This is a genomic window from Microbacterium sp. 05T445 (genome assembly GCF_056395865.1).
The window spans coordinates 1,965,174-1,980,578 of the sequence record NZ_JBFTKJ010000001.1 but is presented as its reverse complement, the minus strand read 5'-3'; the positions used below and the strand labels follow the sequence as shown (position 1 = coordinate 1,980,578).

The window sequence follows — 15,405 nt, the reverse complement described above, 5'->3', positions numbered from 1 at the left end:
TGATGGGACTCACCGCACGGTGCGGATGAACTCCCGCAGATCCTCGAGCAGCAGCTCCGGCTCCTCCATCGCGGCGAAGTGGCCGCCGCGACCGTCGACGTCCGTCCACCGGACGATGTTGTTCGCCTGCTCCTCCGCGAACCGCAGACCCACATCGTGTGCGAAGACGATGACCGCGGTGGGCACCCCGGAGCTCTCGGGCACCACGCCCCACGCCGCATCCTGCGCGTAGCCCACGTACGCGGAACTCCCGCCCGAAGCGGTGAACCAGTACAGCGCCGCATTCTCGAACACGAACCGCTCGCCGAGGATGTCGACAGCCGATCGCTCGGCGGGATGCGTCCACGCCTGCAGCTTGTCGAAGATCCACGCGAACTGCGCCGTGGGGCTGTCCGTCAGCGTCTGCCCGACGAGCCCGGGCCGCGTCGACTGGATGGCGATGTAGCCGAACTCGCGCTGCATGAACTCCGCGACCCGACGGAGACGGTCTTGATCGCGCGGCGTGAGGGCCGCCGCCGCCTCGTCGTCGACCTGACCGACGAACGTGCCCAGCGACCCGTTCGCGTGCACGCCGATCACCCGGTCGGGCGCGAGGCGTCCGATCTCGGGGGCGACCCCGGCACCGACATCGCCGCCCTGCACGGCGAACCGCTCGTATCCGAGCCGCGCCATCAGTTCGAGCATCACCGCCGCGATGTCGCCGCGCTTCCAGTCGGCACCGACGAGGGGCATGGAGAAGCCGAACCCGGGGTGCGACGGGATCACCACGTCGGACGCATCACGGGCGTCTCCCCCGTACGCGGGCGGGTCCGTCAGCGGGCCGATGAGCTTCTCGAACTCGAGGAAGGACCCCGGCCAGCCGTGCATGAGCAGCAGCGGCACGGCATCAGGATGCGGCGACCGCACGTGCACGGCATGCAGGTTCTGCCCGTCGATGTCGGTGATGATCTGCGGCAGAGCATTGAGCCGCTCCTCGGTCGCACGCCAGTCGTGATCGGCCCAGCGCGCGATCAGATCGGCGAGCTCTCCGGAGGGGATGCCGGTGTTCCAGTCGTCGCCAGGCAACGGTGCTGCGAAGCGGGCGTTCTGCAGGCGGGAACGCAGGTCTTCGACCGCCGCGTCGGAGACCTCGATGCGGAACGGGCGGATGCGCGGATCGGTGTACGTCGTGTTCATGACTTCACTCTCCGCTCACAAGTGGTCAGAATATGTCCTGATATCGAAGAAGGATCGACGCATGACCCGCACCACCGGCCGCACGCTCGAGCTCCTCGCCCTGCTGCAGTCCCGCCGCGAATGGAGCGGTGCCGAACTGCGCGACCGCCTCGAGGTGAGCGACAGAACGCTCCGGCGCGACATCGACGACCTGCGCGAGCTCGGTTACGGCATCGACGCGACACGGGGCCGACACGGCGGCTATCGCCTCGGCGCCGGCGCGTCCGTTCCGCCGCTGACGCTCTCTGCGGATGAGGCCGTCGCGATCGCGGTCGGACTCCGCGCGGCCGCCACGAGTGTCGTCACCGGCATCGAAGAATCTGCGGCGCGCGCCCTGGCGAAGCTGGAGCAGTCGCTCTCGGCATCCACTCGGCGCCAGATCGTCGAGATCGAACAGGCGATGCTCCCGCTCTCGACCCGTCACGACGACGTGGACGTCGCGATCCTGACGAGCGTGACCGCGGCCATCGCGGAACACCGTCGTCTGCAGATCGACTACACCCGCCACGACGGCGAGGAGGTGCGTCGCATCGTCGAGCCGCACCGCATCGTCCACACGGCCGAGCGGTGGTACCTCGTGGCCAGGGACGCGGAGCGCGACGCGTGGCTCACGCTGCGGATGGATCGGATGCGGCGACCCGTCGCCCTGCGCGATTCCTTCGCTCGCCGCGACATCCCGGAGGATGCGGTGCGGCAGTTCACCGTGCAGAGCATCACCACGGCGCCCTACCCGTACCGCGCCCGCGTCCGGATGCACGCACCTCCGGAGATCGTCAGGCAGCACTTCGACACGACGATCGCCGAGGTCGTCGACGGTGGCGAGGGAACGAGCATCCTCGCCGCCGGGTCCCGCAGCCCGGAGGAGTTCGTCCTCTACATCGGTCTCGCCGGCATCGAGTTCGAGGTGCTCGAGGGGGAGGAGATCCGCGAGGCGCTCACGAACCTCGCCGCACGACTCTCACGCGCCGAGCAGGGCGGGCCGTGAACGCGCCCCCCGGGCCGCGAGCGTCGCCCGGCGCTCACACACGGCGCAGTTCGAGAACAGGGATCGTGCGGACGCCCTTCGTGCGCACTTCGTAGTCGCCGAAACCCGGAAACCGACGCACCTGCTCGGCGTAGACCCTGTCGCGTTCGGCCCCGTGTACCTCCCGCACCGTCACGTTGTACTGCTCCTCGCCGACTTCGACACTGCCACTGCCGGCAGCCGTGAGGTTGTAGTACCAGGCCGGATTCGTCGGCGCACCGGCCTTGGTCGCGAAGACGTAGATACTTGCGGGGTCTGCCGGGTCGAGCAGATACATCACCGGGGTCACATGCTCGGTCCCGCTCTTGCGCCCTCGGTGGTGCATCAGCACGATCGGCGCGCCCTCGAAGTAACCGCCGACCTTGCCCTTGTTGGCACGGAACTCCGCGATCGTGTTCGCGTTCCAATCGTTGCGGTCAGGCATCGTGGCTCCTTCCTCAGAGTTGCAGTCGCCTCAACAGACCAGAACGTTTCCGCGCCGAGACTATGCCCGCGCGACATCACTTCGGCTGCCGGGATGACGACGCGGCAACGGGGGCGTTCTGTTGCGGAGTCTGCGGCGATGCTTGAATGGCCGGACAGTCCCTCGACGGAAGGTTCCGTGATGGCCAGCAAGCCCAACATCCTGATCATCTGGGGCGACGACATCGGGATCTCGAATCTCAGCACCTACTCGCAGGGACTCATGGGGTATCGCACTCCGAACATCGACCGGATCGCGGACGAGGGAGTGAAGTTCACCGACTACTACGGTGAGCAGAGTTGCACGGCGGGGCGTGCAGCGTTCATCACGGGCCAGAACCCGTATCGCACGGGCCTCACGAAGGTCGGGCTGCCCGGTGCGGATCTCGGGCTGCGAGCGGAGGACCCGACGATCGCCACCGCGCTGAAGCAGGAAGGGTATGCCACCGGACAGTTCGGCAAGAACCACTTCGGCGATCGGGACGAGTTCCTCCCGACCGCGCACGGCTTCGACGAGTTCTTCGGCAACCTCTACCACCTGAACGCGGAGGAGGAGCCGGAGCTGCCCGACTATCCGACCGAGGCGGACTTCCCGAACTTCCGGAAGCGGTTCGGTCCGCGCGGGGTGCTCCGCACGTGGGCGAACCCCGACGGCACGCAGCGCATCGAGGACACCGGGCCGCTCACGAAGAAGCGCATGGAGACGTGCGACGAGGAGTTCCGCGACGCCGCGATCGACTTCATGCGCCGCCAGAACGAGGCGGACACCCCGTTCTTCCTGTGGTTCAACTCGACGCACATGCACTTCCGCACGCATACCCGCGAAGAGGACCTCGGCCGCGCCGGACGCTGGCAGTCGCCGTACCACGACACGATGCTGTACCACGACGACATCGTGGGCGACCTGCTCGACGAGCTCGATGCGCTGGGGATCGCGGACGACACGATCGTCATGTACTCCACCGACAACGGCCCGCATATGAACAGCTGGCCGGATGCCGGGATGACACCGTTCCGCAACGAGAAGAACTCCAACTGGGAGGGCGCCTATCGTGTGCCGGCGATGGTGCGCTGGCCAGGTCGCATCCCTGCGGGCACGACGCTCAACGGCATCGTGAGCCACAACGACTGGTTCGTCACGCTGCTCGCGGCGGTCGGCAACCCGGACATCGCCGAGCAGCTGCGCGACGGCGTCGAGCTGAACGGCACCGAGTACAAGGTCCACTTGGACGGCAACAACCAGCTCGACTACATCACCGGCAAGAGCGACACGAGTGCTCGGGAGTACTTCTTCTACGTATCGGATGACGGCGACCTCACCGCGCTGCGCTACGACAACTGGAAGTTCGTGTTCCTCGAGCAGAGGGCGACCGGCACGCTCCAGATCTGGCAGGAGCCGTTCACCGAATTGCGATTCCCGAAGCTCTTCAACCTCCGCACCGACCCCTACGAGCGCGCCGACATCACCTCGAACACCTACTGGGACTGGGTGCTCGACCACATCTTCCTGTTCGTCCCGGCCCAGATGTTCGTCGGTGAGATGTTGCAGACGCTCGCGGAGTTCCCGAGGCGGCAGGCCCCCTCGACCTTCAACATGGAGCAGGTCCTCGCCAAGCTCCAGGGGGTCAACGGCGCGTCCTGACCCGCGGTTCCGAGAGAGCCGCAACGAGTGAAATCGCCCACGTAGACGACCTCCAGGGCTCAGCCCTTCAAGAGCGCCACGCTGTCGCTCAACTGCGTGCGCTCGGCGGCGTCTTGGTACTGGAAGTTCCCGACCTCGACTCGCGTCCCTGACGGGAGCTCGACGCCGACTCCGTCGCCGGCGCCGCACCCCGTGCTATACCACTCTTCGGTGCTCGCATCGACGAAGATCACACAGATGCCGTCATCCCACTCCATCGGTCGGGCGAGGTAGAGGTCGTACCCCTCAGCCTCACCAACGAACCGGGTGCTCTCGGCATCGATGGTCGGGTCAGCGTCGGAAGGCTCCGCCGGAGGCCGATCGCGCGCAGTCTGCGCTCGCGCGAACTCCGCCGGCTGCTCGATCGCGGCGGTGCAGCCCACCAGCAGGAGACCTGCCAGCGCGACCGTCGCGGTTCCCGACCACACTCGAGCAGCGCCCATGGTGCCTCCAGACATCGGTGCTCCTTGCTTAGCGCAGAATTCGGAGGGTTCCGCTCGTCCCCGATCCGAACCCTATGCGAGGCGTTGGGCGGCGGCTACGCTCGGAGCGTCGCAGGGTCGCGGCCGATGAGATGAGGCGCCATGTCTTCTGACAAGCCCAACGTGCTGTTGATCATGGCCGACGACATCGGCTGGTTCGATGTCGGTGCCTACCATCGCGGGATCATGGGTGCGCCGACGCCGAACATCGACCGGATCGGTGCGGAAGGCGTCATCCTCACCGATCATTACGCGCAGGCCAGCTGTACCGCCGGTCGTGCCGCGTTCATCACCGGTCAGATCCCGGTCCGCACCGGCTTGACCACGGTCGGCCTGCCAGGTGCGGAACAGGGTCTTCAGCCCGAGGACCCCACCCTGGCAGAACTGATCAAGCCGTTGGGGTATCGCACCGCGCAGATCGGGAAGAACCATCTGGGTGACCGGAACAAGTTCCTGCCGACCGTGCACGGGTTCGATGAGTTCTACGGCAATCTGTACCACCTCAATGCCGAGGAAGAACCGGAGCAGCCGGAGTACCCCAAGCATCTGCCGATGATGCAGCAGTTGTTCATGCCCCGCGGCGTGCTCGACTGCAAGGCCACCGACGTAGACGACCCGACGGTGGATCCCCGGTTCGGCCCCGTCGGCAAGCAGACCATCGTGGACTCCGGGCCGCTCACTCGCAAACGCATGGAGACCATCGAGGACGATCTCCTCACCCACTCCCTGGACTTCATCGATCGCGCCCACGCCGCCGGGGAACCATTCCTGCTCTGGCACAACACCACCCGGATGCACGTGTGGACGCGCCTGTCGGAGCGCTGGAAGGACAAGACCGGACTCGGCCGGTACGCCGACGGCATGCAGGAGTTGGACTGGGTCGTCGGCGAACTCCTCGCGAAGCTCGATGAGCTGGGGATCGCGGACGACACGATCGTGGTGTTCGCGAGCGACAACGGGGCCGAAGCCTTCACCTGGCCCGATGGCGGCACCTCTCCATTCCGCGGCGAGAAGGGTCTCGGCTGGGAGGGCGGCTTCCGCTCCCCGCTGCTGATCCGCTGGCCCGGCCACATCCCACCCGGCCAGGTACTCAACGGCATCACCTCACTCGAAGACATCGTCCCCACGATCATGGCCGCCGTGGGCGTCCCCGACATCAAGGAGCAGCTGCTGGAGGGCTACCCGGCCGGGGACAAGCATTTCCGTGTGCACCTGGACGGCTACAACCAGCTGCCCTACCTCGCCGGCGAGGTGGACGAGTCACCCCGCCACGAGTTCTTCTACTGGGGCGAGCACGAACTCTTCGCGCTGCGCTACAACAACTGGAAGGTGCACTTCCAGACCAAGGACGACTGGTTCGCCGGCGCCCTCCTCAAGCCCACCGTCCCGCTCCCGGTGAACCTGCGCGCGGACCCCTTCGAGCGCCACATGACCGCGCCGTACTACCCGCTCTACGCCGGCGAGAAGCTCTGGACCGTGCTTCCCGCCGCGGCCCTCGTCAAGCAGCACGCCGACACCTTCATCGACTTCCCGCCCAGCCAAGCGCCACCTGACTTCAATCCCCAGGCCATGGTGCAAGTCGTCCTCGACGCCGCAGCCACACGACAAGGCAACTGAGCCGCCCTGCATAGGCGCGAGGTTCGACCGGCACCGTGACGGGCCGCCACGCACTCGGGCGGGCCCTTGCGAGGGTCAGCGAAGCTGTGCTGCCGCCAAGAGTTGTCCACCTTTCGGGGGACAAGCTATCGTGACCGTGGGCACTGGCGGACCCACTGGGAGGGACCGCGCAAGGCCTGCTGGGGAATCTGGGGACTGGGGCCACTGACTCCCGCCGCGTTTCGACCCCCCCGGAGCGCAAAAGACCCTCGGACGCCGCAGATTGTCGCTACGGCGTCCGAGGGTTTGGCTTCCGCCCGGACGTGGCTGATCGTCACGCGCCCGCTGGGGACAGGCAGTCGGTACTGGGGATACCTAGGTACTGGGGATACCTATGACGATCGAGATCATCAGGTCCGGGCTCAGACCGAAACCCACCTTACGGGGCTGTAAGCGTGACTTCAAAGCGAGCAGATTCTGGATCGAGTGCACCTACGAACGGATCCGAGAACGTCGGGCGCGCGTCGGCCAGAGCGACGGTCCCCAGCGGCCGGCAACACGCACCACGCCGGCACCACGACCACCTGAAAAGCGAAAACCCCCGACTGATCGGGGGTTTTCATGGCGGTGACGGTGGGATTTGAACCCAGCAAGGTGCGATCTCTCTCGATCCACCTGAGTCGTTGCGCCGCGGAATTCCGCGGATCCAATCATTCTCGCGACCGGTTCCGATCCTTCTCGGTCGTCCCGATCCGTCCCGGATGTGGGCACCCCGTGGGCATGCGTGGAGATGTGGCCGAGGCCCAACGGAGGGCAACCGAGGCTGTGTTCACCTTGCTTGGGAGCACTGTCGGCTTCGTCACCGGCTTACTCGCCGGAACGATCCTGGCGAGCGATATTCACACGCGCCAGAGCCCCAGCTGATCCCACTCGTCGTCGAAGCCCATGTCTGCCGGGGAGATGACTTTGTCATCCGGGAACATGAGGACGCGAGCGCAGAACTGCTCGACCCATCCGGGCCGAAGTCCTCTCGATGTCAGGAACCAGGGGGCTTCAGGCACCAGGGGGCGGATCGGCTCGTACCAAACCCGCTCGGCTGGCACAGCGACGACCTCGCGTTCGGGATACCGCATCGCCGACAAAGCGCCACCGAACACGCAGCCGGTGTTGAGGCAGGCGGTGTCGGGCTTGTCCGGTATGGTCGTTCGCACACCCGCTGTTTCGGTGGGTGCCGGATCGGGACCCGACGCGACCGGTTGGTACGGCATTGGCCCCGCCGATCAGCCTGCTGATTGGGTGTGTCCGCGCGGCAGGACAAAGGAAATCCCCATCTGCAGGCACATGGCGCGCTGGCAGACTCGCGCCGTCGGCGCCGTAGTGATGACCGCCGGCTTGCCAAGCCAGCCCGACCGCTCCATCATCGAAAATCGCAGCGCGAGCACGTCGCCACGAGATTTTCTCGTTGGCGGCGCGATCCAGCCGCGTAGCGCCGCGCGCACCGTAGCCGGTGACGTCAGTCAGCGGCTGGTAGTTGTCCTGTCCCAGCCAGTGCCAAGCGTTCCCCTGCGCGTCGGTCGTCAGGGCCGCGATCTCCGGTTGCTTGCGTCGCTTCGGAGTGGGGTTCTGCGATCTGGGCCGTGCTGCTCCCACCAGCACAGCGTTCTGCCGAGGATCGAACGAATTGGTCATGTCCTCGTACAAGGCTTCTAGCTGCTCTCGTCCGAGTCGCCCGGCCTCGAAGCGGGCGCGGTAGCTCGCCTCGAGGAGACGCTCGTTCATCCACTGCGTGTCGGAATTGAGGCGGAGGGGTGCGCGGAACTCCGCCCCGGCCGTCCGGTCGGCTTCGGGAGCATGCCGTCGATCAACGACCACTGAGCATCCGAGAGCAACTGAACCGCGACACGGAATCAACCTCTCAGTCAGCATCCCCAACCTTTGTCAGACACGCCCTAGGTCTGTGCCGAGACGGCCGCAGCAAGGCAGCGTCTCGCGGATACCGTATGGGTCGACGCGCGTCCTCCGAAAGCCGGTGGAACCCGCTGTATCCATCCCACAAGTCGACTGGACAGTGGCGACAAACATCTGCGCGAACTGTCAGGTTCGAGTCGGTGCCGGACATTACGTAGTTAGGACGGGGTGACCGCGCGTGTGACGAAAATGTCTGCGCGACCCCACCGTGCGGCCGCCCGGGGATGGAGTGCGCTGTGGAGATCGATGAGAGAACTCACGACCAACGACGTCATGAGGCGGCACTTCGGCTGGGGGCGACGTTGCGTTCGCTCCGCCTCGCACGCAATCTCTCGCAGGAGCAGCTAGCCCTCGACGCTGGACTCTCCGTCGATACGTATGGCTCCATTGAACGAGGGAGAACACCCGGAGGAGGGGACCCGAATCCTCGGATCGATACACTGCTGCGGATCTTTGCGGCCCTACAGGTCAGTCCTCCGAAGTTGGTCCAGTAGCTGCTGAGTCCATAGACATTGTTGGCAGAGGTCTGATCAACTAGATGTACCGGAGGTGAGTGCGAGCCAGGTCGTCCCGGGTGATACCGGGGAGGCTCGCGGGCGTGATGCGACTGCGTTGGATGCTGGTACGTCTTCTCGGTGCTGGTCTTGTTCTAGGGGCGGTTGGTCTCGTCGTGGCCATCGTGTTGGCAAGCGTCTTCGGGCTCCCATCGATCGCCACGGCCCTCCAGCAGTGGGGGTTCTGGCTGCTGTGGGGGCCAATCGCATTGGGTCTGGTTTGGGGTGCAATCAGAGGTCGTCCGCGTGCGAAGCGCGGAGCGCCCCCTCTGGGAGCGCAGTCCGAAGTGAACGACCTTTATCTCGGCCGTCGACCCAGCTCGTCACCCACCAAGACTGTTTCGAGCTATTCGGCGTATCCGCCTGAAAACGGAGGAACAGACAAGTAACGAACAGCGCGATGGGCACGCTCCCTGATTCGCCAGGCGAGCGTGCCCATCGACCAGTGTGGGATCAGAGGGCCGAGTTTGAGAACATCCCGGCCGATCCGACAACAGGGCTCGACGCCTTAGTGAGCAGGCGCGTCGTGTCGGCGACGTTGCCCCAGAGGATCGACCCAGTGCCGGCGCCCCCGTAGGCGGGCAGACAACCAATGCCCGACCAGTCGGTCACCCACTGGTAGCCGCCGGTCGAAATGGGCGTCAGCCTGTGCCCCTTGATCTGGACGCACGCGCCGCCAAGTGAATTCCCGTCGACGGTGACGGAGTACCCGGCCTTAGTTGTAGAGGTGGTTCCAATCAAGGAACACCCCGCGACCGACTGATTCCAGACGCCGTTGGCGGGCGCAACCCAGTTGGTCCACCCGGTGCACGAGGAGAGGGCCGCGCGTGACTGGGGTCGGCCTGCGGCGCTGTCGGTGGTGATGGAACCATCTGCTTCGATGACGCCGGTCTCCACGCCCTCGTCTGTGGCGATGACGACAGGTCCGCTTTCCGCGAAGCCAGGCATCACCGCGACGGGCACCTCTACACCGTCGATGATGAGGTGGTCCGCGACAGGTTCTTCGATGGGTGGGGCCGCCGCATCGTTGGCCAACGCGAGCGTCGCGGGGAAGAGGGCGAGACCTGCGCTCATCAGAGCAGCCAGGGAAAGGCGTGTGCGGCGTTGCATTAATCTCTCCAGTTCACATCGTGTGCATTCGGCTGAAGGCTTCTGTGTGGGTCTCTCGTGGACCCCAAACGCGCCTTCGCTACCGACCGTACGGAGACTCTTTGAGGGCAGCCACCGAATATAACCAGGAAGGAATTCTGCGACCGACCCGCGCGAAGTGTTTCGGCGCGATGCCTTCGACGGACGCCTATCGGCGGTCGACGACATTCTCGGTGTTGTCCGCGACGCCCCAGGAGCACGTTCCACCCGGGTGGCTGTCGCACTCATCGCGCTCCACCGGGCCCCGACGAGCATCGAGGGCTGATTGACGTTGACGTCAGATGCACCCAGTCCTAGGGCTCGGCGCGTTCGAGTTGTCGCTCGCCGCACCGCTTGTTGGGGTGCTTGTGCCATCGCGGCTAGCTTGGGCACATGCGAGGACGCAGAATCACATGGCGAATCGGTGGCATCGGACTAATCGCATGCGGAGTCGTCGGCGTCCTTCATGGGCCAATGCTCGGTGTCCCGCTCGCGGGGGCCGCCCTCTCACTTCTCGCCGATCTACTTTGGGCTGCCGCGATTCTCGTTCTTGCGATCGGCCTTCGCCCCGAGGGAAGCGTGGTGGCGCGTAGGCCCCTAGGCCTGGCCGCGGCAACGGTCGTCGCCCTTTGGCCAATGGTGGCGACCATCGTCAGCCGGCTAATCACACCGGAGGACGCGGCGGCCGCGTCCGTGGACGGCTGGTTATTCTGGTTGAACCTCTCTATCTTTCTGCCTGCGGCGGCAGGGCTGATCGCCGCAGTCCAAGTGGGCCGCGCGCGTGTGGTTCCAAGCCCGTGGAACTGGGCCCCCCTGTGGGTGATCGCGGCTCAGGCTGGAGCATGGGTCGCACCACAGCTGTTGAGCGTCGCTGCGCCGACGGTATTGACGGAGACACCCGGACTCTTCAGCACGTTCAGCACCCTCGCCTTCCTCGCTGGCACGCTCGGGATGGGAATCCTCGCTCTCGTGTTGGCCAGCCGTACTGCCGCCGGAACCGTCGCCGTCTTTGATTCGTCGGCGTCTGAAGACGCCTAGACGTGGTGCGGTCCCCCCGGGCCGAGGTGTGGGCAGTCACCCATCCGTGCAGCAGTCCCCACGACACCAGTCTCGGAGATTCAGTGCAACGGGCTCGGATGCTGGGTGGCGAAGACGCTCACTGTAGAGGCGGTAGTCGACTACCGCAGCCTGGGTGCAGGGAAGCTGACGTATGGGGTGGTGACGACGTACTGCGTCGGGGTCGCCGGTGCGTGCCCATCCTGGGTCAAGAACGCGATCAACGCCTGACACCAGAAGGCTGGGTCAATATGTCCGAGGGCACATTCCTATACCAACTGGCGCGCGTCGAGGCTGCAGTCGTGCCCGAAGGCATCATTGTCGAGCGCATCGAGTTCGAACCGGAACTGCAGGTCTCGAGACGTGGCCATTCCATGCTCGAGCTCGAGCTCGAGTGGTCGCGTTTCGAGCTTGCTGAGGCGTTCCGGCAGTCCTGGGGAGTGGAGATCGACGACTTACTCCTCCAACAGGAAGAGGAAGCGCCGACTGGCACCGGGCTTGCCGTGAGATGGCGGGAGCTCCATAGAGGACTCGTACTCGCGGGCCGGCTACAGCAGTTCGACCAAGAGGCACGACTGACCACGGTGGAACTTGACGCCGACGCCCTGAAAGCCCGCGTAACGGCTCGCTTCAGAGAGGGGCCCGTGACCGTGACGGTTTCGCTCGGAGATGAGACCGACCACTCGTGGGACACGGTGGAGATGCTCGTCGACGCCGGCCTGGCCCTCCCGCGGGACGACGACTAGTACCTGCTTGCGCAGGGGAACGGGTAAGGGTGGGCCGGCTGAGAGTCGCAGTCGGCCCACCCTTCCTTGATAGTCCGCTCGGAGCAATCGGCGCAGCGCGGCCGCGGGGGGCGCGTTCGCTAAACGATCGATGAGAAAACACTGGAGAGCGGAACCGGCGCTCCAAGCGACCCACAGCCCGTTGTATGAATCGGCCTGACTTTCGTTTCCGTTCTTCAAGCAAGGATGGAACTCGATGAACAGGAAGTACTCGCCGGAGATGGCGTGAGCGGGCGTTGCGGATGCTCGCGGAGGCGCGGCCGGAGCACGCGACGATGATGGCCGCGATCCGGCACGTCGCTGGGCTGCTCGGGATGAGCCCCGGAGACGCTGCGCCTGTGGCAGCGGCGCTACGAGGTCGACGCTGGCGTGAAGCCCGGTGGGCCGCGAGACGGATGTTGCACGTTCACCTGACAGCGTCGCCAGACACGGTCCATCTCATCCGACGAACGCGAAGGAGTTCACCCGCCCGAGAACGGTCGCACGCTGACTCGGCTCAGGGCGGCTCTCGACGACCATCGCGACGGCTAATGCGCTCGTCCCGCAAACCACGCCGTGGCCATCGCGCTCACCCGACGGGCAGCACCGAGACGTCGCACCGGAGCTGCTATCGGCGGGAAGGAGATCCCGACCTACGTTGGCGCGCGAGCCCACCGTAAGGAGAGTCGCCGACGTTGAGTTGGTCATCCTGGACGCCGACAGCTCCGCCGACTAACGCAGAATCCCGCGAATGCTGAGGGAAGTTCGCTCGGCCACTTTCCCGCCTGTGTGTGTCTCAGTTGGACGATCGAAGCGTGAACCGCTCCTGGAGCGTGGACCGATGTGGGCAAACGATGGTCAGAGCAAAAAGAAAACCCCTGCTGAACAGGGGTTTTCATGGCGGTGACGGTGGGATTTGAACCCACGGTAGGGGGTTACCCTACACAACTTTTCGAGAGTTGCACCTTCGGCCGCTCGGACACGTCACCGCCGACAAGCTTACGACACGTCGGCGGATGCCGCGAATCGGCGCCTCAGCCGCGCTCGATCGCGCCGCGGATGACGTCGACGACGCGCTCGGGCTCGTCCATGCCCACCGCGAACACGTACGTCGCGGTGAACCCGATCCCCTCCAGCGATTCGGCGATCCCGGCGAGCCCCTCGGCCGTCGACTCGGGCGTGATCGCCACCATCGCGGTCTTCTCGATGTCGTCGTAGTCGCGCCCGACGGCGTCGCAGTGCCCGCGCAGCACGTCGAGCTTGTGCGTGGGCAGTTCGTCGCGCACACCGAGGTTGCAGGCATCCGCATACTGGGCCACCAGCCGCAGGGTCTTCTTCTCGCCGCCGCCGCCGATGAGCAGGTACGGATGCGGGCGGGTGATCGCCTGCGGCGAGTCGAGCGTGCGCTCGAGCTGCCAGATCGCGCCTTCGTAGGGCTCCTCGGAGTCGGACCACATCTGCAGGCAGATCTGCAGTGTCTCCTCCAGCTCGCGGAACCGCTGTGCGACGGGTGGGAACGGGAATCCGAGTCCCCGGCACTCCTCCTCGTTCCACGCGGCGCCGATGCCGAGGCCGACGCGCCCGCCCGAGAGCACGTTGAGCGTCGTGACCTGCTTGGCCAGCAGCGACGGATGCCGGTAGATCACACCGCTGACCAGCGCGTGCAGCATCGCCTTCTCGGTGTGCGCCGCGATGAACCCCAGCGTGGCGTACGCCTCGAGCATCTCGTGCTCCACGGGTCCGAGACCCGGCAGCTGCCAGAAGTGGTCCATCACCGTGATGCGACGGATGCCGGCGGCCTCCGCGTTGCGCACGTGCCCCGCGAGCGCGGGCCCGAGCTGCGCGGCGCCGCTGCGCCAGGTGAAGTCCGCGATGTGAAGTCCGAAGTCCATCCGAGACACCCCGTTCCGTGCGGCTGGGTCCGCAGCAGTTCAGGCTAGTCGTGGCCCGCGGGATGGACCAGTGCGGGACCCGGATCGCCTTCTCCGACGATCGCGGCCCCGATGTCGCGAGGCGGGTCTAGCGTGGGGCAGGTGACCGATGACCCGTCCGTGCCGAAGACTCCCGCGCACGAGGCCGCGGTGCCCGCGAGCGCGACGGGCATGAGTACGACCCAGCGGTTCGTGCTGTGGATCGCGGTGCTCGGGTCGTTCGTGGCGTTCCTCGACGGCACCATCGTCAACGTCGCGCTCCCCGCCATCAGCGAAGAGCTCGGCGGGGGAATCACGACCCAGCAGTGGGTCGTCGACGCCTACCTCATCACGCTCGGGGCGCTGATCCTGGTGGCCGGATCGGTCAGCGACGCCTACGGGCGGGTGCTCGTCCTTCGCATCGGGCTCATCGGCTTCGGCATCGCCTCCATCGCGATCGCCGCGGCGCCGACCGCCGAGTTCCTCATCGTGGCCCGCGCTGTGCAGGGCGCCGCGGGTGCGTTCCTCGTCCCGAGCTCGCTCGCCCTCATCACCTCGAACTTCAGCGGGGCCGCGCAGAGTCGCGCGATCGGCATCTGGACGGCGATGACGACGTCGGCGATGATCGTCGGCCCGCTCCTGGGCGGCGTGCTCGTCGACCTGGCCTCCTGGCGCCTCGCCTTCCTCATCAACGTGCTGCCCATCGGCGCGACCCTCGTGCTGCTGGCGCGCGGCGGAATCCGCGACACCCGGCATCCGAACGCCTCCGTCGACTGGCTCGGCGCCGTCCTGTGCACGCTCGGACTCGGCGGCATGGTCTACGCCCTCATCGAACAGCCGAATCAAGGATGGTCGTCGCCCGCGATCTGGATGCCGCTCCTCGGCGGCGCCGCACTGTTCGCCGCCTTCCTCCTCCGGCAGCGCTCCGTGCGCAGCCCGATCCTGCCGCTCGACCTGTTCCGGGTGCGCAACTTCTGGACCGGCAACGTCGCCACCGCGTTCATCTACGGCGCGCTCGCGCTGAACGGCCTCGTGGTGGTCGTGTACCTCCAGGAAGGTGCAGGCCTCAAGGCGACCTTCGCGGGGCTGGCGAGCCTGCCGATGACGATCCTCATGATCCTGTTCAGCTCCCGCGTCGGCGCGCTCAGCGGAAAGTGGGGTCCGCGCTTGTTCATGACGGTCGGGCCGATCACGATGGGTCTCGGCGCCCTGCTGCTCCTGACGGTCGGCACCGAGTTCTCGTACTGGTGGCAGGTGCTGCCCAGCATGATCGTCATGGGCGCCGGTCTCGCGCTGACGGTCGCGCCGCTCACCTCGGCGATCCTCGGCGCCATCGGGCCGGAGCGCTCGGGCATCGCCTCCGCCGTGAACAACGCCGTCGCGCGTGTCGCCGGACTCATCACCATCGCCCTGCTCGCCACGATCGTCGGAGGCGAGCTCGACCTCGACGGGTTCCATCGCGCGGCCCTCGTCACGGCGGCCCTCATGATCGCCGGCGGCATCACCTCGTTCCTCGGCATCCGCAATCCCGAGCGCGACGCGACGGGTTCTCCCGGCGCATGACC

General features: G+C 66.3%; 13 protein-coding genes and 1 tRNA gene. 7 read left to right on the top strand and 7 right to left on the bottom strand.

Annotation, left to right across the window (positions count from 1 at the left end; genetic code table 11):
• Positions 1 to 9: 9 nt before the first annotated feature.
• Complete coding sequence (locus AC1DDU_RS09400; protein ID WP_477433312.1) at positions 10 to 1,176, bottom strand: epoxide hydrolase family protein; 1,167 nt, start codon at positions 1,174 to 1,176, stop codon at positions 10 to 12.
• Positions 1,177 to 1,237: 61 nt separating this feature from the next.
• On the opposite strand from AC1DDU_RS09400, the gene AC1DDU_RS09395 reads away from it, so the two are divergent.
• Positions 1,238 to 2,200, top strand: a complete 963-nt coding sequence (locus AC1DDU_RS09395; RefSeq protein WP_477433310.1) for a helix-turn-helix transcriptional regulator — start codon at positions 1,238 to 1,240, stop codon at positions 2,198 to 2,200.
• 34 nt (positions 2,201 to 2,234) lie between these two features.
• Here the strand turns inward: AC1DDU_RS09395 and AC1DDU_RS09390 are convergent, their stop codons facing one another.
• Complete coding sequence (locus AC1DDU_RS09390; RefSeq protein WP_477433308.1) at positions 2,235 to 2,663, bottom strand: nitroreductase family deazaflavin-dependent oxidoreductase; 429 nt, start codon at positions 2,661 to 2,663, stop codon at positions 2,235 to 2,237.
• Positions 2,664 to 2,843: 180 nt separating this feature from the next.
• On the opposite strand from AC1DDU_RS09390, the gene AC1DDU_RS09385 reads away from it, so the two are divergent.
• Positions 2,844 to 4,343: an arylsulfatase gene (locus AC1DDU_RS09385; RefSeq protein WP_477433306.1), complete on the top strand. Its 1,500-nt coding sequence runs from the start codon at positions 2,844 to 2,846 to the stop codon at positions 4,341 to 4,343.
• 59 nt (positions 4,344 to 4,402) lie between these two features.
• On the opposite strand, the gene AC1DDU_RS09380 is transcribed toward AC1DDU_RS09385, so the two are convergent.
• Positions 4,403 to 4,840: a hypothetical protein gene (locus AC1DDU_RS09380; RefSeq protein WP_477433305.1), complete on the bottom strand. Its 438-nt coding sequence runs from the start codon at positions 4,838 to 4,840 to the stop codon at positions 4,403 to 4,405.
• Positions 4,841 to 4,966: 126 nt separating this feature from the next.
• Here AC1DDU_RS09380 and AC1DDU_RS09375 point away from each other — a divergent pair, with 126 nt between their 5' ends.
• Positions 4,967 to 6,481, top strand: a complete 1,515-nt coding sequence (locus AC1DDU_RS09375) for an arylsulfatase (RefSeq protein WP_477433303.1) — start codon at positions 4,967 to 4,969, stop codon at positions 6,479 to 6,481.
• Between the two features lie 878 nt (positions 6,482 to 7,359).
• On the opposite strand, the gene AC1DDU_RS09370 is transcribed toward AC1DDU_RS09375, so the two are convergent.
• A complete protein-coding gene (locus tag AC1DDU_RS09370) occupies positions 7,360 to 7,728 on the bottom strand; it encodes a hypothetical protein (protein ID WP_477433482.1) in 369 nt (122 codons plus the stop codon).
• Between the two features lie 924 nt (positions 7,729 to 8,652).
• Here AC1DDU_RS09370 and AC1DDU_RS09365 point away from each other — a divergent pair.
• A complete protein-coding gene (locus tag AC1DDU_RS09365) occupies positions 8,653 to 8,922 on the top strand; it encodes a helix-turn-helix domain-containing protein (RefSeq protein ID WP_477433301.1) in 270 nt (89 codons plus the stop codon).
• A 513-nt stretch (positions 8,923 to 9,435) separates the two neighbouring features.
• Here AC1DDU_RS09365 and AC1DDU_RS09360 read toward each other — a convergent pair.
• Entirely contained in the window at positions 9,436 to 10,092 is a 657-nt protein-coding gene (locus tag AC1DDU_RS09360) for a hypothetical protein (protein ID WP_477433299.1), read from the bottom strand.
• 654 nt (positions 10,093 to 10,746) lie between these two features.
• On the opposite strand from AC1DDU_RS09360, the gene AC1DDU_RS09355 reads away from it, so the two are divergent.
• Together AC1DDU_RS09355 and AC1DDU_RS09350 are read left to right on the top strand one after the other, a co-directional pair.
• The gene (locus AC1DDU_RS09355) at positions 10,747 to 11,148 is read left to right on the top strand and encodes a hypothetical protein (protein ID WP_477433297.1); all 402 of its coding nucleotides are present in this window, start codon (positions 10,747 to 10,749) and stop codon (positions 11,146 to 11,148) included.
• A gap of 269 nt (positions 11,149 to 11,417) precedes the next feature.
• Positions 11,418 to 11,912, top strand: a complete 495-nt coding sequence (locus tag AC1DDU_RS09350) for a hypothetical protein (RefSeq protein WP_477433295.1) — start codon at positions 11,418 to 11,420, stop codon at positions 11,910 to 11,912.
• 916 nt (positions 11,913 to 12,828) lie between these two features.
• Here AC1DDU_RS09350 and AC1DDU_RS09345 read toward each other — a convergent pair.
• Both AC1DDU_RS09345 and AC1DDU_RS09340 read right to left on the bottom strand, forming a co-directional pair.
• Positions 12,829 to 12,919, bottom strand: a tRNA-Ser gene (locus AC1DDU_RS09345).
• A gap of 45 nt (positions 12,920 to 12,964) precedes the next feature.
• Positions 12,965 to 13,822, bottom strand: coding sequence for an LLM class F420-dependent oxidoreductase (locus AC1DDU_RS09340; RefSeq protein WP_477433293.1), 858 nt, complete (start codon positions 13,820 to 13,822; stop codon positions 12,965 to 12,967).
• Positions 13,823 to 14,032: 210 nt separating this feature from the next.
• On the opposite strand from AC1DDU_RS09340, the gene AC1DDU_RS09335 reads away from it, so the two are divergent.
• Positions 14,033 to 15,403: an MFS transporter gene (locus AC1DDU_RS09335; RefSeq protein WP_477433478.1), complete on the top strand. Its 1,371-nt coding sequence runs from the start codon at positions 14,033 to 14,035 to the stop codon at positions 15,401 to 15,403.
• Positions 15,404 to 15,405 lie beyond the last annotated feature (2 nt).